Genomic DNA, 20,502 nt, shown 5'->3' with positions numbered 1-20,502 from the left:
AATTTAAGATTAATGTATCAACAAATCAGCTATTACAAAAACAGCAAATACAACGGAAGCAATACCGTTCGCCGTCATGAAAGCAAGATTAACACGACGCAAATCGTTTGGTTTTACAATGCTATGTTGATAAATAAGATGCTTACAAAAACAGTGACGCCTCCCCAATACAACCATCCAAACTGGCCTTTGATGCCTGCTATCACTACACAAATAATGCTTAATAAGTGTAATAATTCTGATACATGCAAAGCTCGCTTCTTGCCCAAAACTGATGGAATTGAATACAGCTTATTGTTGCGATCAAAGTCTTCATCCTGCAAAGCATAAATTATATCGAAACCGCTTACCCAAAAGATAACCGCAAAGGAAAAAAGTACCGGCAGCAAATCGAAACTCCCGGTAACAGCAAGATAAGCTCCAATTGGCGCCAATGACAATCCTAAACCTAATACCAAATGGCATAAAGGTGTAAAACGTTTGGTATAACTATACCCTAAAACTACCGCCAGTGCAATCGGAGACAGGTAAAAACAGATCGGATTAATAAAATATGTGCAGGTTATAAAAAGTATTGAGTTGATGGTGAACCACAAAACCCTTTCCGCTTTTAATAACCCGGCCGGAATTTCTCTAACAGCGGTTCTCGGGTTTTTCGCGTCAAAGCTTCTGTCGAGATAGCGGTTAAAAGCCATTGCGGCACTGCGTGCAAATATCATACACAAAATTACCAACACAAACAAGTACCCCTTTTCTTTAAAAAAAGCGCTACAGATTGATTGTATGTCTCTGAATTTATGACACCCAAAAAAAAACCGATTAAAGCAAAAGGCATCGCAAAGATGGTGTGCGAAAACTTAACAAGACTAAGGTATTTTTTTACTTTTGACATTAATTAATAGCTTTTAATTTTCTACGTACCAACTCCCATAATACAACACCGGCGGCAGTTGCAATGTTCAAAGAATGTTTCATGCCCAGCTGCGGAATTTCAATACAGCCATCACAAAGAGCAATGGTGTTTTGTTCAACTCCCGTTACTTCGTTACCAAAAACAACAGCTATTTTTTCATCACTGTTCCAAACGAGCTTATCAAGCATTGTGCTGTTTTCTACCTGTTCTATCGCATATACTTTATAGGTATCATTACGCAACTCGGCAATGGCTTCTGCGGCATTTGCAAAATGTTTCCAGGTTACTGAATCTTCTGCGCCTAAAGCAGTTTTCTTTATTTCCTTATGCGGCGGCTTTGCAGAATAGCCGGTTATGTAAATGGCTTCTACTAAAAAAGCATCGCTGGTTCTAAATACACTTCCAACATTGTATGCGCTTCTTATATTTTCCAGTACAACAATAATCGGCATCTTTTCGGAGGCCTTGACTTCGTCTGCAGATTTACGCCCTAATTCCTCCATACTTAATTTTCGCATCGCGCGAAGTTAGGTTGATAAATTGAAAGAGTTACAAGGTAGAAGTTGGGCAGCGCTGTTGTTTTGTAATAAGTCGCCGGAGGCTACAGCATAATTATTCGAGGCGAAGACGCCTCGAATAGCAAGCGCAAAATTAAGTTGATAAGTTTATAAGCTGAGATGTTTACAAGTAAGAATGCTTATCAGACTTTTTCTTTTGTAATAAGTCGCCTGAGGCGACAGCATAATCCTTCGAGGCGAAGACGTCTCGAATAGCGTGACTGTGTAGGAATATCTGATAGCGATTGAATATGTAGGCCGATATATATTCATCAGTACAAGCGATCCGCCAGCTGGCGGAAATATTGATGATAGAAGCAGATTACTGGTTACAAAAAGAAAATCCGGCTGCGGTTAACAGCCGGACCAAGGATAAGATATGGTTTGGTTTATGTAAATATTATCTTCCAGCGCCAAGGCCTATATTGTAAGCCAGTCCAACGCCGATGATACCTGTATTATATTTTTGAGATTCATTACCTACTTGAATCAGTCCATCATCGCCGTTAAATACTTTTGAATAATGAGCAAAAATGTTCCAGTTGCGATTATGATAACCCACTTCAGGTTTTAAGTAAAAACCGCCATTGGGCCTTACTGCTGCATTGTTGGAAGCAACTTTTTCATCACCGGTAATAACACCATACCCAACATCTGTTCCGATGTAAATACCTTCTTCTTTAGGATAGTACCTCACTAAAGCGGCTACGGGAACAACACCAAAACTATTATTATCTAAAGTGGCCCCATTCAAATCGTTTTCTTTGCCGAAATGATGTTGATACCCTGTTGCAACACCTAAGCCAAAATGCGGCGTTACTAAATTTTGATATGCTACATCCAGCCCGGCACTTGCAGCGGCGTTGTTAGATGGAACTGAAGCTCCGCCCAATACTCCGATTTTTATCATGTTCTTCATGCTTTGTGCATGAACTGCTGCTGTTGTAAATAACATTGCTGCTGCAATTACAATTGCTTTTCCTGTTTTCATGTGTGTGTACATTTAAGTTTAAAAGGCTGCAGTATAATCTCTATTGTCGTGTACTTTCTAATAATAGATTATTGCCACAGATTTTGCATCTTTAGACAAATGCCGTGCCAAGATGGTTGCATGATATAAAGAAATTTAGATAAGAACATCATGTCAACTCTTCATTATAGCATTTCCTACAGCACAATGCAAACATCTTTTAAGATCACAATACTGTGTCTTTAATTCAACTAACGATTGTGAGTCGTATGCATTTTTATTTTGGATACCCAGCATCTTAAAGCCTTTAGTTATTGCGTTTTGCTCTGGATTAGTTTCTTCAAGCCACCTCAGCGCTTTGTCTTTTATTTTTTGATCCTGATGAGATTTTCCATAAATAAACAACATGGGCACAACGGTATTAATTATTATATTATTGATCATATCAACACCAATAGGTTTTTCTTTAAAAGAAGGTTCATCTTTTAATGTATAATGATATTTCCAAAAATCGTTGGGCATTACAGAAAACCATTTCTTTACATTTGACAAGGCAGGTTCTTCAATTATTTTGGAAAAAGATGTGCCGCATTAAATACCAAGGCGGCTAATTGCGCCAAGCGCACAGTTGGAAAATTAAGAGGACGCATCCTTAAAAAGTGAATAGGAAAAGGAATGGGTTGCAATTGATACTTTCCTTTTAGAAAAGAATATTCCTTTTGTAATAATAAAACATACTTATCATCGTGGGTTCCATCATTCAACAACCCGGCCTGCCCCAATAGCAATGCTTCGAGTTGTATAAGCTGGCTTTTATGTTTAGCCAATATATTTACAGGTATACTTTTAGCAAGGGCTTCAAAAGCATCAGCGTTTGTTTTGGTACCGAAATTTCTGCACAGCAACCACCAAAAACTTTGCTCCCAATGATCATTATTAAGGGTTAAATAATTTTCGATCAGTGCGGCTTTGCGCTGTAAACGTTCTGCAATCAGCCGGTCTTTCCAAATAGCAAATGTCAGTTCTGATACGGTGCTTAAAAGGTTTTGGCAGGCTATGAATTGCTGCGAATGCATTAAATCATTATAGCGTTGTAACAGGCTATTTGAAATGCGATGACCAAGCTCAACAAGCGGTATATCATTTATAACTTTATCATCATTCTCATAAACTACATGTAAAATAACATTGGTGTAATTTTGATCCTCCTCGTGTCCATGTTTTAGCCAGTCGGATGTACGCAGGTGCAGCTCTACCGAGCCCGCCCAAATGGTATCGCAGATTTTTATTTTTGCATTGGTAAAATCCGGGCCCTGGTTAGAATTGATCGTTCCAGGAATTATAATTTCAATAGGTTCTCCATTAATCGTTGTAAGTTCCGACTTATTAAAATACTGGAACCGCCAAATAAATTGCAGCAGGTTTTCGTTCATTGGTGTTAGTTGTTAGCTTGGAAATATTCTATAAATTTTTTATTTGCTGTTATCGCACGATAGTATTCCCGCTGATTTTCGCAAATCTAAAACATCGCAGATTTTTACTGATGCATTTTCTGCAAATATTAGCGCAAAAAAATCAGCGAGTATCTGCGGGAAGATTCCTTTGGGTCAAAAATTTAAGCAACTTCCATATAAAAATATTAAATATTCTTCAAAGCTTTAACAACTCTATTTACCGGAAGTCCCATCACATTATAAAAATCGCCTTTTATGTTTTTGATTCCCACTACACCGATCCATTCCTGTATGGCATAAGCTCCGGCTTTATCATAAGGCTTATATTTTTCAACGTAAAATTCGAGTTGTTCATTTGTAAGTTCATTAAACTCGACTTCGGTAACATCTGCAAATAAAATTTCTTTGCTGTCTTTTATAATGGCAACTCCGGTTATTACCTGATGCGTGTTTCCCTGCAATGCGGAAAGAATTGTAAGCGCATCTTCTTTGTCTTTTGGTTTGCCTATGATCCGATCATTTAATACAACTACTGTATCAGCCGCAACAATAGTGCGGTCGTTATCTAAATGCCGCTTTACCGCCATCGCTTTTTTCCTGGCAATATGTATGGCTGCGTCAGTACATTTCAATTCGGGTGGAAAAGTTTCATCCACCTCCTGAACGATCACTTCAAATGAAATTTCTGCCATTCTAATAATTGCTTTCGTCTGGGTGAAGAAGAGGCGAGGATGAGTGGGGAAGTTGACATGTTGAAAAGTTGATAGATAGTGAATGGAGGATGGTGAATTGTGAATGGTCAATGGACGCTGTATCGTTTTAATAGGATGCCCCTCTGCACATCTGTACAAGCGAGCGTGGCAAAACCGCTGAGTTATATTCTTCTGCTGGTTCAATAAAAATAAACTACAAATAAATAAAGAAAAACAACATCGACAAAATGCCGGTAAACATTGCTGCTTTTGTGTAACTGCTTAATTGATGGTAATCGCTTGTTGATTGAGCTTTAAGTAATTTTCGAAAAATGAATAGCAATGGGAGTACAATACATATAAAACAATATATAACTGCGAGCCACCACCTAAATTGCAATACATAAAATTGAATAACCAATAACATAATAATTAAAATGGTGAGCCATACTGTTATGTACACTTTTGTTGCATTTACGCCCCAAACAATAGGCATCGTTTTGCATCCAAACTTTTCATCACCCGGCATATCCTCAATGTCTTTTATAGCTTCTCGAATTAACGATATGATGAACGCAAATCCGGCATACAAAATGGCAAACCTGAAGAAGCGCACCTGTCCCGGATCGGTATGTCCAAAAGCATCCATCAACGAATACTTGGATAAGAAAATAATTAAAATGGTCCAGGTGGTAAGCAGGGAAACAATGATATTACCAATCAAGAGATCCTTTTTAAACCGGGCCGAATAAAACCATAAAAGGAAAACACAGATGATGTTGGCCACAACCAAATACCATCTCGAAAAAAATTAACCGCAATGGCTGTGCAAACAATTCCTAGCCCACTTAAAATAAGATGCCAGGCAAGTGCCCAACGCCTGCTGAGTTTTTTGTCAAGTACCATCTTCTCCGGCTTATTAACCAGATCAATATTTATATCGAAATAATCATTTATAATATAGCCCGCTGCGGCAATAACAACCGATGCAATTACCAAAAGTACAAACTGAAATGTATTGTGATCCGGAATATTGTTTGCGTAAATAGCGCGGTAAATGCAAAATTCAAACAGAACCTGCGTAAGTATTATAAAGACCAGATTAGGCCATCGTATCAATTTAAGAAATGGCTTTAGTAATGCCATGTATAATATTTAATTATTATGATCAATATAATATTCCCGCAGATTTTCGGCTAATTTAAAACATCGCAGATTTCGCTGATGCTCTTTCTACAAAATCTGCGCAAAAATATTAACACTTATCTGCGGGACAATTATCTTATTTTGAAGCAACTGATGCTGTATCTTTCCAATCCCCTTTTACTTTAAGCACTTTTTCTATAACATCTCTTACGCATCCTTCTCCGCCATTTTTTATAGAAATATATTTAGCTGCACTTTTTAAATCGCTTACAGCATCCGCCGGGCAGCAACTTAGTCCAACAATATCAAATACCGGCAAATCAGGCATATCATCGCCCATAAACAAAACACGGCTCATGTCAAAAGCATGTTGTTCAGCCAGGTTTTGTACAAATTCCTTTTTATCCTTAATACGAAAATAAATTTCAGAAATACCAAGATAGTTTAACCGCTGCTCTACCGCACTTGGCGAAGACCCGCTAACAATAAAAATGCGATACCCTTTTTTAATAGCCAATTGCAAAGCATAGCCATCTTTAATATTCATGCGGCGCGCCATCTCTCCGTTTTCCAGCACAAGCACGCTCCCATCAGTAAGCACGCCGTCTACATCAAAAACAAAAGTATCAACCTGCTTAAAACTACTTAAAACATTCATGTATAAAACTTTCTGATGCAAATGTATGCCACGAATGAACGAATTGTATTTTTTGTTTTACAAAACGATGCCACGAATGCACGAATGTTATACTTCCAAGGGATAAATTAGTAAACTACGCTTCTTCGTCAGACCTCACCCCAACCCTCTCCAAATGGAGAGGGGAATAAAACCCTGATAGTTTCAAATTCACTCTTTTACGCCTTGAGCAGTATATAAAAAACTAACTACAGTCAATATTCGTTTATTCGTGGCAAACCCAAATTCGTGGCAATAAAAACTTTATTGCAATGACCGCCCCAAAATGCTTTCGGTTAAAAATTCGTACAATTTTAGTAATTGAGGATGTTTATTAAGAAGAGCGATATGCTTGTTGATGGTTTCCATATCTTCTCTCGCGGCGGGGCCCGTTTGTAAAGTAGAAGGCGGAGCTTCGCGTAACCTGTAAAAGGTATTATCAATAAGCGGCAGCAACTCGGCAAAATCAATACCTTCTTTTTTACAGAAATTTTCTGCCAGAGAAAATATATGATTAGAAAAGTTATTTACCAAAACCGCTGCTACATGCAGCTTTGCTCTTTATCATAATCCGCCGTCAAGGATGCCTCTTTATAAATAGATCGCGCTAATTTGTTCAGTACTTTTCTTGTTTCTTCATTTACCCCTTCTGTGTAAATTGGAGTATCCGGAATTTGCTGCTGCTCTTTGCGCAGGCTTTGCAGCGGATAAAAAACCCCGAAATTATCCGTTACCTTTTTCAATACTTCCATTTTAACGGCGCGGCAGTATGCGCTACTATTTTGCCTGGCAGTTTAATATCATTCACAACATTTTCTATAGCGTCATCAGCCACCGCTACAATATATATATCAGCATCTTTATTGATAAGGCTGTTATAATTTGCGGATTCTGTATTCCACTCATAAGCCAGTTCAGATGCAGCGCTCGCATTTCTGCTTAAAATCTGAAATATATCATGTCCGGCTGCTACAAACTTTCTGCCCAACACAGCGGCCACGTTGCCTGAGCCAATAATTACTATATTCATTAGTTTAAAATTTCAGGTTTCAGGTTCCAAGTTTCAGGATACCGCAACTGGCAACCTAAAACCTGCTAACCCCTATCTTCGCAAAACATGAAAATACAAAATTTTATCCTGCTTTTTTCCGTACAAAGATTAAAGTGCTGGCACTTTATTCAAAGAACAAAGCTGGCAATGAAGCATTTAAGATTTTCTGTACTCCTCATTTCAGAATGGTTTATGAAGGTAGCCAAATTGAAAATGCTGAACATATATCGTTAGAATTTCAGGGATTAAATACCATTGGCTATCGGTGGAATAAAGGCGGATCTAAAAAGGCTCTTATTGTTCATGGCTTTAGATCCTCATCCATCAATTTTCAACATTTTGCTACAAAACTCGCTGCAAAAGGCTATGAAGTAATGGCTTTTGACGCACCGGCACACGGATTAAGTGAAGGAAAAATGCTTAATGCGGTGGATTACAAAAATTATATTGCCGCGGTCAACCAACAGTTTGGCCCCTTTGATGCTTATTTATGTCATTCGTTTGGCGGACTTGCAGTAAGTATGAACTTAGCGGAAATGGCCGATAACAAAAAAATCAGGACAGCACTTATTGCTCCCGCCGCTAATTCCAAACAGTTGATTGAATCTTTTTTTAAAGAAATGCACATTGCCAACAAAAAGGTTCAGGAACACTTTTACGCAACTATTAATAAGTTAAGCGGTAAAGACATTGAATGGTTTTCTATAAAAAGATGTGTCGAAGATATACAAGGTGACATATTTTGGATTCATGATACAAATGACCACATTACACCCATTAACGATGCGTTAGAGATTCAAAAAATGAAACAGCCAAACTTTCGTTTTATGTTTACCAATGGCCTCGGCCACAGGCGCATTTATCGCGATAGTGAAGTCATCTCCGCCATTGTTGATTTTTTATAAAAGGCATAACAAAAGTTGTCCTGCTTTATAAATTATCGTGCATTTCTAAAAAATGTACTAATCTTGTTGGCAAAAATGTCGGATATAATTTCGGAATGGGTGAGACAGTTTGCGAAGAATATATAGGCTGATATATATTCTACTGTACAAGCGAGCGTGGCAAAACCGCTGATTTATGTTCACTTGCTGGTCAGCAAAAATATTGGGTACATAATTATAATATAGATAATGGCGAAGAATTTACTGATAGTGGAGAGTCCTGCAAAGGCCAAGACAATTGAGAAATTTCTGGGGAAAGATTTCCAGGTGAAGAGTTGTTTTGGCCATATCCGTGATCTTGAAAAAGCGGGAATGGGTATTGATATTGAGAAAAAATTTGAGCCGCGTTATGTGGTAAGTGAAGGAAAGGAGAAAGTAGTAAGAGAACTTAAAACTTTAGCAGGCAAAAGTGAAGAAGTGTGGCTGGCAACGGATGAGGATCGAGAAGGAGAAGCGATCAGTTGGCATTTATGCGAAGTATTGGGGCTTGATCCTTACAATACAAAACGTATTGTTTTTCATGAAATCACCAAACCCGCCATTAAAGCGGCTGTTGAAGCGCCACGCCTCTTAAATATGAACCTGGTGAATGCGCAACAGGCTCGCCGGGTTTTAGACAGAATTGTAGGCTTTGAACTTAGCCCGGTGCTTTGGCGAAAAATCAGCGTAAAAAATAATTTGAGCGCAGGCCGTGTACAAAGTGTTTCAGTAAGGTTAATTGCTGATAGAGAACGCGAAATAAACGCCTTTGAAGCACAGAGCAGTTTTAAACTTGAAGCTGTTTTTACAGCGACCGACACGACAGGTAAACAAATAAATTTCAAAGCAGAAGGTAAAAATATAACGACAGCAATAGTGCTGAGCAATTTTTACAATCGTGTGTGGGTGCCGGATACTCTGTAAGCGATATACAGGTAAAACCCGGTAAACGCACGCCAGCAGCACCTTTCACCACATCTACCCTTCAGCAGGAAGCCAGCCGCAAACTGGGTTATGGTGTAAGCAAAACCATGCGCGTTGCACAACAGTTGTACGAAAACGGACACATTACCTATATGCGTACCGATAGCGTAAACCTGAGCGACACTGCGTTGGGCGACATTACCAACACGGTTAAAGGTATGTATGGTGAAAACTATCATCAGTTTCGCCGTTATAAAAATAAAAACCAAAGCGCGCAGGAAGCTCACGAAGCCATACGCCCCACATACATGAACAATTCAACTGTGGAAAACCCAGAGTGGAAGCGGCTTTACGAACTTATATGGAAAAGAACAATGGCCAGCCAGATGGCAGATGCACAGTTAGAAAAAACAACAGCTACGATTGATATTTCAACCAATAAGGAACAATTAACCGCATCTGGTGAGGTTATTAAATTTGAAGGATTTTTAAAAGTATATCGTGAAGACAGAGATGAAGAAGATATAACTGAAGATGAAGCAGCCGAAGGCATGTTGCCGCCATTGCAGGTAAAGCAACAACTACCATTGGTTCAGATGACGGCTACAGAAAGATTTACACGTGCTTCGCCAAGATACACAGAAGCATCCTTAGTTAAAAAACTGGAAGAATTGGGCATAGGCCGTCCTTCCACTTATGCGCCAACTATATCGACTATTATTAAAAGAGAATATGTTGAAAAAGAGATAAAGAAGGTGTTCCCAGAAATTTCCGTTTGCTTACTTTAAAAGATGATCAGATTGGTAAAAAAACGTTGAGTGAAACAACAGGTGCAGAAAAATCGAAACTATTTCCTACTGATTTAGGTCTGGTTGTGACTGACTTTTTAAAGCAGCACTTTGATGATATTATGGATTATGGCTTTACAGCCCGTGTTGAGAACGAGTTTGATGATGTTGCCGAAGGTAAGCTGGAGTGGAATAATATGATTGACGGATTTTACAATCCTTTTAAAAAAGACGTTGATAAAACTATAGAAACTGCTGATCGTATTAGTGGAGAACGCGAGCTTGGCAAGGATCCACAATCGGGCAAACCAGTCATTGCACGTATGGGGCGTTTTGGCCCGATGGTGCAGATAGGTAGTGCTGATGACGAGGAAACACCCAAATTCGCATCTTTGCAAAAAGGTCAAAGTATTGAAACCATAACCTTTGAAGAGGCGATGGATCTTTTCAAACTTCCCGCAGTTTTGGGGGAATTTGAAGGCAAAGAAGTATCCGTAAATATTGGCCGCTTTGGACCTTATGTAAAACTGGGAGATGACTTTATTTCTATTCCTAAAGGAGAAGATCCTTTCAGCGTAAATCTTGATCGTGCTATTGAATTGATCAAAGAAAAGCAGCAGGCGGATGCGCCTATTGCGCATTTTGAAGACAAACCGGTAACTAAAGGCAAAGGAAGATTTGGGCCATTTATTAAATGGAACGATATGTTCATCAACGTACCGAGACGCTACAATTTTGAAAATCTTTCTCAGCAAGATATTAATGAGTTGATTGAAGCAAAGGTTGAAAAAGAGGCGAACAGATATATTCAACAATGGCCTGAAGAAAAAATTGCTTTAGAAAATGGCCGATGGGGACCGTTTGTGAGGTTTGGTAAAAAAATGATCAAGCTGGGAAGAAAAGACGATGGTGAAAAATATACAGCGGATGATTTAGCGACAGTATCGCTGGAAGATGTAAAAAAATGATTATTGCAGAAGATCCTAAAGCCTTCGACAAACCGGTTAAAAAGACCGCAGCAAAGAAGAAAGCAGCACCCAAAAAGAAAGCAGCTGCTAAGAAGAAAAAATAACATGTAAGACCTCACCCCTGCCCCTCTCCAAAGGAGAGGGGAGCAGACTCCGAAAATTTATGTTTCTTTATACTTATCTAAGTGCAAAAATTTTAACTGCACCTGGAAACATACGTGTCAATTTTCAGCCTGAAAATAATCGTATTTTTACCTGCCAAATTTTAAAATCCTACTTTTTTATTCTAAACCAAATCAAATATCATGAAAAGCTTTTTATTCATTATCGGACTAACAACACTTTTTAGTTTTACTATTTTTGATCCTATTACTGACAAAGAGAGAGCAGATTTATTATCTTATCGCAATGCATCTAAGGCACTACTCTTAAGTGAAGTAAAAGGATTGAGCGATGAGCAATTAAACTGGAAGCCCAATGACTCTGCATGGAGCATTGCCAATTGTGTAGAACATATTACGCTTACTGAAAAATCTATTTTTGAATGGGCAATGGGAACCTTGAAAGAGTCAGCTGATTCTACAAAAAACAAGAAGTAAAACTAACTGATGAACAGATAAAAGGTATGATCGAAAGCAGGGAACAAAAAGCGAAAGCACCTGAGCAGTTGAAACCTGGCGGACAATTAGGTGATTATAAAAAGACGATTGGCACCTATTCGCAGCAGACAACAGATCTTGAAAAATATATTAAAACTACTAAGGATGATCTACGTAATCATTTTGCAAAAACACCTGTTGGTACTGTAGATGCTTACCAACTTTTAGTTTTTCTTACCGCCCATTCAAAGCGCCACACTGCGCAAATAATTGAACTAAAAGCAATGCCTAATTTTCCAAAATAATTTTTAGCATATACAGAAAAAGGCGCTGTACATTTTGTATAGCGCCTTTTTTATAAACCATTACAGTTCTAGTAATTAATTGTAACCCGGATTTTGTTTGAGTTTAGGGTTTGCTCTAACTGTGTATTAGGAATGGGAAACAACTCTTTGTTAGGGTCGTTTGTTGGCTGATGATCCCACCACGTTGCCGTAGTAAATTTCCCAAAACGAATCAGGTCTTCACGCCTTTTGCCTTCAAAAATAAATTCGCGGCCGCGCTCTTTCAAAAGCTCATCCAAAGTCAATGAAGACGTAGTGTACATAGCCGCAGACCAATCGGCATCGGTAAAAGCTCTTTTCCTACAGTCATTAATCAGTGTAACAGCTTCTGTAGTTGCCGCGCCATTCTTTCTCATTAATGCTTCTGCTTTATTAAAATATATTTCAGTTAAACGATAGATCATATAATGATTTTCCTGGTAGTTAGCATCATCGAGCGTACCTGATTTATATTTATTAAACCTGGCGCCGCTGTTTTCTTCTCCTTTGATCATACTGCCTTCGCTTGTTTTATCGCCTTCACTTTCACGTCTGATTGAGTTCACAAAAACTAATGGTTTTCCATTGTATTCTTCCGTTCCCAAAACAGGTGTGGTTGTTCCATATTTATATTGAGGACCAAATAAGAACCAGTCTTTCTTTCTAAGATCATTTTCAGCAAAGGCATCAAATGCAGTTGGTATAGTTACAAACGCATTCCACCCTCCATAATTCACCTTTAATACTTCCTTCATGTAGTCATAACCAAAGTAAAAGCCACCCCAATCAAAAGCAAACCCACCCTTTCTACTATAAGCAACCTGGAAGAGAGCTTCTGAATTTCTTTGATTTGTATTGCTAAATGCCGCGTTAATATCAGTATTAAGTTGCGGTGTACCGCCATTTGGCAATCCTCCAGCCTCACCTGAAATTATTTTATCGCATGCCACTATACATTCATCCCACATTGGCGTACCGTTCCACTTTTGTGCATTTAGATAAAGTTCTGCTAACATAGCATACCCCGCAGTTTGGGATATTCTACCAATAAGGTTATCGTTATACTTTGGCAATTTAGGAACGTTTTCCTCTAATTGCGATTTCACATATTCAAATACTTCAGTACGAGGAGAAGTGGCTGGAAGATCAACTGAACCTGAAGATGCGATTTCTTCAGAGATAGGAATATTACCCCACATGTCCATCGCCTTTAAGTAATGAAAAGCACGAAGAACTTTTAGTTCTGTTATTACACTATCCATTTCTCCCTGAGTCATTCCTACAGAGGTCGAATCTAATTTTGTAATATCTCCTAATGCGGCATTGGTATATCCCAATCCTGTAAATATTAAACTCCAGGCATCTCTTATACGCGTTTCGTCGGCTGTCCATGTATGATAATGTTGCCGTATATGATCACCTGCATCATACCCGTGCCTTCCCTTTTGAGGCCATGCCTGTTGATCAGCTGAAAGTTCACTATGATAATAATAACCGCTTCCGCCTGTAGGAGCAAGCCATGCCTGCATGTGGGTTAATGGGCGTAGTGCGCTTGCTAACACATCACGTTTGTTTTTGTAGAAATCTTCAAATTGCAAATCTGTATAAGTTACTTCATCTAATTTGGTACACTTTGTAGTGAACAACATTACAAAAAAGCAAATACACATATAAGTAATGTAACCCCTAAATAGTTTATGTTTATTTCTCATATCAAAACTTATGAATATTTATAATTTTTTATGGTTAGAAGCCGATGTTCAATCCTACCGTTAAGGACTTTGTTCTCGGATAAAAACCTCTGTTGTCTATACCAGTAGCAAAACCTACGTCTTGTAATTCTGGGTCTAATCCTGAATATTTAGTGAATGTCAGTAAATTCCTACCAGTAATATATAAGTAGCACCGTTTAACGTAGTCTGAATTGAAGTTGAAATTATAGCCTAATGTAACATTATCCAACTTAACAAAATCACCTTTTTCCAAATAATAATCAGAATACTGAGGATCATCATCCAACTGCGCATGTTTTCCGATTGCAGAAGCTAGAAGGTTGTTAGGTAACCATTTTTTGTTCCCAAAATACATATCCTTTGTATTGAGAATATCGAATTTAAACTTACCACGGAAAAATACTGTGAGATCGAAATTCTTATACGTAAAACGATTGCCTAGAGCTGCCTGATATCTGGGCACACCATTACCAATTATGCTTTTATCTTCTTCTGTCATATCATCTGTACCACCAACGGAACCATCTGCTTTATAGAACTGCCATTTACCGTCATCAGTAAAGCCCGCAAAACGTTTACCGTAAAAGTCACCAATAAAACTTCCTTCAGTAATTCTAATCGCATTTCCTAAATTACCTGGAGAAGGCAATCCGCCATACTCAAGAAAATTCACTTTAAAATTTTCACTTGAGATTTTTGCCAGGCGGTTAAACGATGAACTACCTGTAAATTCTACAGTCCATTTAAAATCTTCCTTGTCAATAGCCCGTCCTGAAACCCATAATTCAACTCCCTTTCCGGATATATTCCCTACGTTTGTAAGTAAACTATTTTGTACATAGTTTGGTTGAGGGACGAAGTAAGCATACAATAAGTTTTTCGTATTTCTATTAAATACATCAAATGAACCTGTAATTCTATTCTTCAATAACCCAAAGTCGATCCCAACATTAAACTCGCCTTTCTTTTCCCATTGTAAATTAGGGTTTGCATTCTGGCTCAAACCAAAGGTCTGATAATATACCCCTTCTTGTGGATAGACCCCTCCCGTACTTAACAAATATAGTGAGCGATAGTTAGGTATGCCTTGATTACCAGTGACACCATATCCAACCCGGAACTTCAAATTATTAATCACAGAAACATCCTCTAAGAAGGCTTCGTTAGAAATAGTCCAGCCTGCAGAAATTGCGGGAAAATTAGCCCATTTATTATTTGCTCCAAATCTTGAAGAACCTTCATGTCTTAAAATGGCCTGTAAATAATATTTATTGTCAAACGTATAATTCACTCTCCCAAAAAAAGCGATCAGGGTGTTCTCTTCTTTTCTACTACCTAATGATGGCCGTGGGAAAGTTGTTATATTAATAGCTGCACCTGCACCTAAATTCCAATCCATGTAAGCATCCGAAGGAAAGCCGCTGTTATTTGCATTGAATCTTTCAAATGTTGTATTCTGATAACTATATCCACCAAGTGCCGCAATAGTGTGTTTACCGTTTATTGTTGTTGTATAATCTATCGTAGGCTCTATTGTTTTTGTCCATTCCAGGTAATTCAGTTTTTGTGCAAACGACATACCCTGATACTCTGTACCAACGCGCTGGTCCCAATCTTTTGAAGAGCGGAAATACCGATCATTATACATATTACGTAAGTATGAACCAAAAACAGATGCATTTAATCCTTTGGCCAACTTCAGTATAAATTTCACATCACCAGAAAAAGTTTGCTGATTTCTTTCATACACTCTGTTTGCTAATCTTGAAAGTGGATTGTAATTATTGAAAGTTTGCAATTGAGTAAACGAGCCATCTGGCTGATATAGCGGAGCTGTAGGATTCCATTGAATTGCCTGTTCAAAATCGGCGCCGGAAGTTATAGCATAGTCACCAGAAGTGGGATCAGTTGATAATGGCCCGCCTCCTAGCATGTTAGCTTTATTCATGTTAACTGCCAGATTCATTTGCATGGTCAATAAATCCTTCAAAGCTTTTTGATTGAAATTAATACGCCCACCAAATTGTTCACGATCGTTTTCTTTAGCAATACCCATGCCTTTATTATAATAAATAGATCCTCTGTAATTGGCTTTGGATGTTCCTCCGGACGCGGCCAAATTATAGTACTGGCTAAGGTTTGATTTATTAATCAGCTCTGAAAACAAATCGGTAGTTGCTCCTAAATCCTGATCTTCATCAATAACACCATCTTTAATCAGGTTTCTAAATTGCTCGGCAGAAAGATTGTCAGGCCTTTTGTCTACATATTCTTTTTGCAAATACGTCGATAATTCTAAAAGCGGTTCGCCTTCTTTACCTTTTTTAGTGGTAACCAGAATTACACCACCATTGGCTCTTGTACCGTAGATAGCAGCTGCGGATCCATCTTTTAAAACACTTATTGATTCAATATCATCCTGTTGAAGCAGATCCAGATTACCTCCTGGAATACCATCCACAACTACTAATGGCGAATTAGTACCACTTATAGAAGTAATACCTCTTAATTGAATAGACGTACTGGAGTTAGGGTTGCTCCCCTGTGTTCTGGTAAGATTCAAACCTGCTACCTTACCCTGAATAAGATCCATTGGGTTTCGCATCCCACCTTTGTTGAAGTCTTCAGCTTTAACGTTCACAATAGCTGAAGTAATTTCTTTCTTTGACTGAGTTCCATAACCCACCACAATTACTTCTTCCAGATTTGTTTGAGCAGCACCTGGGGTTAGTTTAATAGTGTCAAGCGTTGTTCTTCCATTAAGTGGCTCCTCTCTTGAAGCAAAATCAACAGAACTAAATACAAGTGTTGCATTGGCTGAAGAAACATTGATGGAGAAGGCTCCCTTCTCATCAGACACTGCCGCTGTTTGTGTACCTTTTTCCAATACCGTTGCTGCAGGTATTGGCACACCTGTATTACTCGCAACAAAGCCACTAACAGTAATTTTCTGTTGTGCCTGGGTCTGTGCCATTGCTACCGAACAAGCGGATAAAAAAGTAAATGTAAATGCAATCGAAAAAACGATTTTGCAATAGGGCAGGCAAAAAGGTTTCACGGTCGATAACCGGATTTTCTTCCTCATGTTACTTAAAAAGATTTTTAAGGTTTATAATAATGAACAAGGGCTAGCCGAAATATTGAGACGGCAAGCGGATAAAAAATTTAGATTCTTGAACTTAAGCAAAAAGCGTTCCTAAATTTTTAGAGAATCGTTCTAAAAGCAAAAAACAATATATGCAACAATAACGTAATTTTTAAAAGGTTATTGTTGTGAAGGAAGAAAATAAATTCAAATGAATTTAAAATATTAGTTGGAGGATTTGTAAAGATTGATTTGTACTGAGCGGCTTTCCAAAATTTGGTGAGCCATCTTTATTCCAGGTAAACTTTTGCATGCGTGGTGAGCGTTGTCCTCCACAACCCTGTCCTGGGGCGGAGTTAGCATGATATAGTATCCAGTCTTCCTTACCATCGGGTGATTTAAAAAACGAATTATGGCCAGCAGCATATACTCCATTTTCGGGCGCCGCTTTAAAAACAGGTTCGGGATTTTTTTCCAATTAGATACATTTAAAAGGTCCTTATTGGTATCTATCGACAACATTCCTAAAGTATAAAAATCTGTCCAGCAGCCGCTTGCCGAGTACACTATGAAAATTTTATTTTTATATTTTAAAAACTGCGGTCCTTCATTTACATTCACCTGCTCAGGTGTTTCACCTTTCAAATAACCATGTGTTTCCCAATCATACTGTGGGCTGGAGATTTTTATCCGCGGTCCTTCAATCGTCCATGGGTTAGACATACTTGCTATATAAATATCTTGCCTGCCATTGAAGTTGCCTTCCCAGCCCGACCAAACCATATATAGTTTATTATTGTGTTCAAACACATCTCCATCAATCGCCCATTTATCAGTATCATCAGCAACTTTTCCTTTAAATATCCATTCCCCTTCCATTGGATCAGCAGAAGCATTTTCTACAACATACATACGATGGTTTCTATTTTGCCCATTATCAGCAGCAAAATACATATACCACTTACCTCTTAAATACAATATCTCGGGAGCCCATAATTCTTTTGAATAAGCAGTATTTGCAGGCGGCGTCCATATTGTTTTTTTCTGAGCTGTTTTGAGATCAGATAAATTTTTTGTTTTCCACAATACCAATTTATTGCCAGCGGTATGTGTGTAATAGTAATATCCATCTTTATAAAAACTAAACGGATCGGCACCAGAAGGTAATAGCGGGTTAGTAAATGTAACAGGCTGTTCCTGAATTTTTCCGGCAGTACCACAACTTACCAGAAAATTAACTGATACAAATAATAAGAGAATATATACTTTCATTTGTTTTGGCTTAGTAGTCACTTTAGATTTTAGTATTTAGAATTTATCCATTCATTTTGTCTTCTCCAAAAAGCGAAAAGTTTTTGGTAGCGCAATTATTTTGTCAGGCAAACCATTACCCTGCTTTTCAAATCTTAATTCAATGATCGCTGTTTTCCTGGGAGCAACAGATTCCTGAATATTGTGTGTATGAAATACATACCACATTTTTCCTTTTTTATCAATCACAACATCACCATGACCCGTTCCATTAAAATCTAATTTCTGTCTTGATATGATTGGATTGCCTTCAAATTTTTTCCAAGGGCCTAATAACGTTTTGGAGATTGCATACCCAACAGCGTAATCTGGATTTCTGAAATCATTGGCCGAGTAAATCAAATAATAAAGATCTTTATGTTTTAATATTGTCGGGCCTTCAGCAACTTTCCATTCGGCATTCTGTGTATCTTCCCACCCTTCTTTCGCTACGATACATTCCTTCAATGTTTCATTTTTGATGGATGTAAGTTCCTTATTCATTTCAGCTACAAAAATCCGGTTACCCTTTTGTAATCTGACATGATAAAGATAAATTGTACCAGACGGATCAATCCATATAAATGGATCAATCATTCTGGTATTGCTATCAAGCGGTATTTTAGCTTTTTGCGTGAATGGCCCTAAGGGACTATCGGCGATCGACACAGCTATATGCTCACTTGCAGTGTAAGCCATATAATATTTATTACCATGCTTAAATACCTGAGGCGCCCAAAATCCTTTACTACCGTAGTTTTCAGACTTCTTCAAAGCAAAGCCCCTATCCTTCCATTGCTTTTGATCGGTTGATGTAAATACTTTGAAGCCATTATCTTTATTGCCACCGCCGGTGCCATATAAATAGTAAGTACTATTGTCTAAAAAAATAGTTGGATCAGCGACTAAAGGATTTTGCTCTTCTTTAGTTTGTGCGTAAGTCTTTGTAATAAGCAACTGCAACACAATAAAGAGTAACAAACCTGTGCTATACTTCCTGATATTTAGGTTTAAAAGCATGCTTTAAATTATTTGCTATTTGAAAATATGCCATGAATAAACGAATTTGTATTGATGTCACTTTTATCGTCAGACCTCACCCCCAGCCCCTCTCCTTTGGAGAGGGGAGTTAGACCACAACGTATTATGCCTTAATAGTACATCTATATACTCGTGCATTCGTAGCATATATCTCCTGTTTCAGCTTTCTGATAATCCTTAATTTCTGACCATTCACTATTGACTATTTGCCACTCCTGTCATCGTCTTAATAAAGTCTACCTCCTCCTGCTTATAAGGTGTACCATCTTTTCTAAAAATATCATGAAACCAAAGTGGAGGCTCAGAAGTATATTTTTTCGTCCAGCTATCCCAGGGATAAATAGTTTGTGATTTACCATCTACAAATCCCCAATTAATCATAGCTACTTTATTTTCTTTTGCTACAGGTAATGAGCTCTGAAACGTACTACCATTGGGCCTTGCCATATATTCTGTACAAAACATCGGCTTGTTATAACGTTTCAATTGATTGATCTTTTTCGATAAGGTTACCGAATCATCATAACAATGGAAAGAAACAATATCTGATTCTTCTAACTGTAATCTTTCTAACGGTTTTAAAGTGCTATCGCTTTCCCAGTTTCCGGCCCAAACGCCTGAAGTTAGTGGCTGGCTTGGGTTTGCCGATCTCGCCCATTCAAATGTTTTTTAAGTAACGGCAATACAAGAGCAACTTTGTCTGGTGTTTCAACCTTCTCGTAAGAAGCTCCGGTCATGTTATCCGGCTCATTCCACACATCCCACAAAACAATACGATCATCATTAGCAAATTTTCCAACAACGGCTTTTACATACTTTTCCATCATTGGATATTGTGTTGAATCTTTCAAAACAACTTGTCCCGGACTTTGCACCCATCCTGAATTATGAACAAAAGGTTGTGGTTCGCGCTGCTTGCCAGCTTTAGGAAAAGGATCCCAACAAGAATCGAAAATAGTGAACAAAATCTTTATACCGTGCTTATCTGCAATTTCCAAAACCTTATTCATCCGGTCATAAAAGCCCTGTTCATCATTTTGCCAAACGAGGTCATGTAAGTACACACGCATAATATTCATGCCCAAGGATTCTGCTAAAGCAAACTCTTTCTCAATAGTGGCGGTATCAAAAGTTTCGGCTTGCCACATTTCCAACTGGTTAATAGCAGAGCTAGGCAAAAAATTAGCACCTACATACCAAGGTTGATTGCTGTACCAATTATTAGCTTTTTCTGAAGACCAAATAGCTCTGGTTGCAGTGCTATCCGTTGTTTCATTCTTATCAGATTTATTCTCGCCAGTATTACAAGACCAAACCAGGCTAATAAAAGCTATAAGAACGAGCGTGACTTTTTTGTTCAACATAAATT

At 38.2% G+C, this 20,502-nt stretch carries 19 protein-coding genes and 3 pseudogenes; 5 read left to right on the top strand and 17 right to left on the bottom strand.

Annotated features, from left to right (window positions below; translation table 11 throughout):
• Positions 1–113: 113 nt before the first annotated feature.
• The 11 genes and pseudogenes from MKP09_RS04175 to MKP09_RS04130 form a co-directional block, all read right to left on the bottom strand.
• On the bottom strand, positions 114–737 hold the full coding sequence (locus MKP09_RS04175) for a UbiA-like polyprenyltransferase (protein ID WP_240826568.1): 624 nt from the start codon (positions 735–737) through the stop codon (positions 114–116).
• A gap of 154 nt (positions 738–891) precedes the next feature.
• A complete protein-coding gene (locus tag MKP09_RS04170; RefSeq protein ID WP_240826567.1) occupies positions 892–1,431 on the bottom strand; it encodes an RNA methyltransferase in 540 nt (179 codons plus the stop codon).
• 439 nt (positions 1,432–1,870) lie between these two features.
• The gene (locus tag MKP09_RS04165; protein ID WP_240826566.1) at positions 1,871–2,461 is read right to left on the bottom strand and encodes a hypothetical protein; all 591 of its coding nucleotides are present in this window, start codon (positions 2,459–2,461) and stop codon (positions 1,871–1,873) included.
• A gap of 153 nt (positions 2,462–2,614) precedes the next feature.
• A pseudogene (locus MKP09_RS04160) lies at positions 2,615–3,873 on the bottom strand (DUF2851 family protein).
• A gap of 206 nt (positions 3,874–4,079) precedes the next feature.
• Positions 4,080–4,586 (bottom strand): Maf family nucleotide pyrophosphatase, encoded by a 507-nt coding sequence (locus MKP09_RS04155; RefSeq protein WP_240826565.1) that lies wholly within the window; start codon positions 4,584–4,586, stop codon positions 4,080–4,082.
• Positions 4,587–4,800: 214 nt separating this feature from the next.
• Complete coding sequence (locus MKP09_RS25395) at positions 4,801–5,373, bottom strand: UbiA family prenyltransferase (protein WP_317235178.1); 573 nt, start codon at positions 5,371–5,373, stop codon at positions 4,801–4,803.
• Positions 5,307–5,732 carry a UbiA family prenyltransferase gene (locus MKP09_RS25390; protein WP_262915109.1) on the bottom strand — a complete coding sequence of 142 codons (426 nt, stop codon included), beginning with the start codon at positions 5,730–5,732 and terminating at the stop codon, positions 5,307–5,309. The genes MKP09_RS25395 and MKP09_RS25390 overlap by 67 nt, the downstream gene beginning before the upstream one ends.
• Before the next feature lie 136 nt (positions 5,733–5,868).
• Positions 5,869–6,390 carry a KdsC family phosphatase gene (locus tag MKP09_RS04145; RefSeq protein WP_240826564.1) on the bottom strand — a complete coding sequence of 174 codons (522 nt, stop codon included), beginning with the start codon at positions 6,388–6,390 and terminating at the stop codon, positions 5,869–5,871.
• A 282-nt stretch (positions 6,391–6,672) separates the two neighbouring features.
• On the bottom strand, positions 6,673–6,942 hold the full coding sequence (locus MKP09_RS04140) for a DUF2520 domain-containing protein (protein ID WP_240826563.1): 270 nt from the start codon (positions 6,940–6,942) through the stop codon (positions 6,673–6,675).
• Positions 6,943–6,950: 8 nt separating this feature from the next.
• Positions 6,951–7,151 (bottom strand): hypothetical protein, encoded by a 201-nt coding sequence (locus MKP09_RS04135; protein ID WP_240826562.1) that lies wholly within the window; start codon positions 7,149–7,151, stop codon positions 6,951–6,953.
• Positions 7,148–7,438 carry an NAD(P)-binding domain-containing protein gene (locus tag MKP09_RS04130; protein ID WP_240826561.1) on the bottom strand — a complete coding sequence of 97 codons (291 nt, stop codon included), beginning with the start codon at positions 7,436–7,438 and terminating at the stop codon, positions 7,148–7,150. Before MKP09_RS04130 ends, MKP09_RS04135 begins: the two co-directional genes overlap by 4 nt.
• Before the next feature lie 134 nt (positions 7,439–7,572).
• On the opposite strand from MKP09_RS04130, the gene MKP09_RS04125 reads away from it, so the two are divergent.
• From MKP09_RS04125 to MKP09_RS04100, 5 genes and pseudogenes are all read left to right on the top strand, one after another.
• Positions 7,573–8,364 carry an alpha/beta hydrolase gene (locus MKP09_RS04125; protein ID WP_240826560.1) on the top strand — a complete coding sequence of 264 codons (792 nt, stop codon included), beginning with the start codon at positions 7,573–7,575 and terminating at the stop codon, positions 8,362–8,364.
• 228 nt (positions 8,365–8,592) lie between these two features.
• Positions 8,593–10,094, top strand: a pseudogene (topA, locus tag MKP09_RS27855) (type I DNA topoisomerase).
• Positions 10,082–11,062 (top strand): topoisomerase C-terminal repeat-containing protein, encoded by a 981-nt coding sequence (locus MKP09_RS04110; RefSeq protein WP_240826557.1) that lies wholly within the window; start codon positions 10,082–10,084, stop codon positions 11,060–11,062. Before topA ends, MKP09_RS04110 begins: the two are co-directional and overlap by 13 nt.
• 305 nt (positions 11,063–11,367) lie before the next feature.
• The gene (locus MKP09_RS04105; RefSeq protein ID WP_240826556.1) at positions 11,368–11,661 is read left to right on the top strand and encodes a DinB family protein; all 294 of its coding nucleotides are present in this window, start codon (positions 11,368–11,370) and stop codon (positions 11,659–11,661) included.
• Between the two features lie 26 nt (positions 11,662–11,687).
• Positions 11,688–11,966 carry a hypothetical protein gene (locus MKP09_RS04100; RefSeq protein ID WP_240826555.1) on the top strand — a complete coding sequence of 93 codons (279 nt, stop codon included), beginning with the start codon at positions 11,688–11,690 and terminating at the stop codon, positions 11,964–11,966.
• Positions 11,967–12,034: 68 nt separating this feature from the next.
• On the opposite strand, the gene MKP09_RS04095 is transcribed toward MKP09_RS04100, so the two are convergent.
• The 6 genes and pseudogenes from MKP09_RS04095 to MKP09_RS04070 all read right to left on the bottom strand — a co-directional run bounded on the left by MKP09_RS04095 (position 12,035) and on the right by MKP09_RS04070 (position 20,497).
• Positions 12,035–13,696 (bottom strand): RagB/SusD family nutrient uptake outer membrane protein, encoded by a 1,662-nt coding sequence (locus tag MKP09_RS04095; RefSeq protein ID WP_240826554.1) that lies wholly within the window; start codon positions 13,694–13,696, stop codon positions 12,035–12,037.
• 34 nt (positions 13,697–13,730) lie between these two features.
• Positions 13,731–16,802: a SusC/RagA family TonB-linked outer membrane protein gene (locus tag MKP09_RS04090; protein WP_240826553.1), complete on the bottom strand. Its 3,072-nt coding sequence runs from the start codon at positions 16,800–16,802 to the stop codon at positions 13,731–13,733.
• A gap of 217 nt (positions 16,803–17,019) precedes the next feature.
• A pseudogene (locus tag MKP09_RS04085) lies at positions 17,020–18,074 on the bottom strand (glycoside hydrolase family 43 protein).
• 51 nt (positions 18,075–18,125) lie between these two features.
• Positions 18,126–19,112 (bottom strand): glycoside hydrolase family 43 protein, encoded by a 987-nt coding sequence (locus tag MKP09_RS04080; protein WP_240826552.1) that lies wholly within the window; start codon positions 19,110–19,112, stop codon positions 18,126–18,128.
• A 216-nt stretch (positions 19,113–19,328) separates the two neighbouring features.
• Positions 19,329–19,619: a hypothetical protein gene (locus MKP09_RS04075; protein WP_240826551.1), complete on the bottom strand. Its 291-nt coding sequence runs from the start codon at positions 19,617–19,619 to the stop codon at positions 19,329–19,331.
• Between the two features lie 137 nt (positions 19,620–19,756).
• Positions 19,757–20,497, bottom strand: a complete 741-nt coding sequence (locus MKP09_RS04070) for a glycoside hydrolase 5 family protein (RefSeq protein WP_240826550.1) — start codon at positions 20,495–20,497, stop codon at positions 19,757–19,759.
• Positions 20,498–20,502: the final 5 nt, after the last annotated feature.

Source organism: Paraniabella ginsengisoli (assembly GCF_022513635.1).
Lineage (GTDB): Bacteria > Bacteroidota > Bacteroidia > Chitinophagales > Chitinophagaceae > Niabella > Niabella ginsengisoli.
This window is presented reverse-complemented; position numbering and strand designations above follow the sequence as displayed.

Coding starts and splice junctions, on each gene's coding strand:
- MKP09_RS04170 (WP_240826567.1), bottom strand. CDS start 1,431: ATGCGAAAATTAAGTATGGAGGAATTAGGGCGTAAATCTGCAGACGAA.
- MKP09_RS04165 (WP_240826566.1), bottom strand. CDS start 2,461: ATGAAAACAGGAAAAGCAATTGTAATTGCAGCAGCAATGTTATTTACA.
- MKP09_RS04155 (WP_240826565.1), bottom strand. CDS start 4,586: ATGGCAGAAATTTCATTTGAAGTGATCGTTCAGGAGGTGGATGAAACT.
- MKP09_RS25390 (WP_262915109.1), bottom strand. CDS start 5,732: ATGGCATTACTAAAGCCATTTCTTAAATTGATACGATGGCCTAATCTG.
- MKP09_RS04145 (WP_240826564.1), bottom strand. CDS start 6,390: ATGAATGTTTTAAGTAGTTTTAAGCAGGTTGATACTTTTGTTTTTGAT.
- MKP09_RS04130 (WP_240826561.1), bottom strand. CDS start 7,438: ATGAATATAGTAATTATTGGCTCAGGCAACGTGGCCGCTGTGTTGGGC.
- MKP09_RS04105 (WP_240826556.1), top strand. CDS start 11,368: ATGAAAAGCTTTTTATTCATTATCGGACTAACAACACTTTTTAGTTTT.
- MKP09_RS04100 (WP_240826555.1), top strand. CDS start 11,688: ATGATCGAAAGCAGGGAACAAAAAGCGAAAGCACCTGAGCAGTTGAAA.
- MKP09_RS04095 (WP_240826554.1), bottom strand. CDS start 13,696: ATGAGAAATAAACATAAACTATTTAGGGGTTACATTACTTATATGTGT.
- MKP09_RS04090 (WP_240826553.1), bottom strand. CDS start 16,802: ATGAGGAAGAAAATCCGGTTATCGACCGTGAAACCTTTTTGCCTGCCC.
- MKP09_RS04080 (WP_240826552.1), bottom strand. CDS start 19,112: ATGCTTTTAAACCTAAATATCAGGAAGTATAGCACAGGTTTGTTACTC.
- MKP09_RS04070 (WP_240826550.1), bottom strand. CDS start 20,497: ATGTTGAACAAAAAAGTCACGCTCGTTCTTATAGCTTTTATTAGCCTG.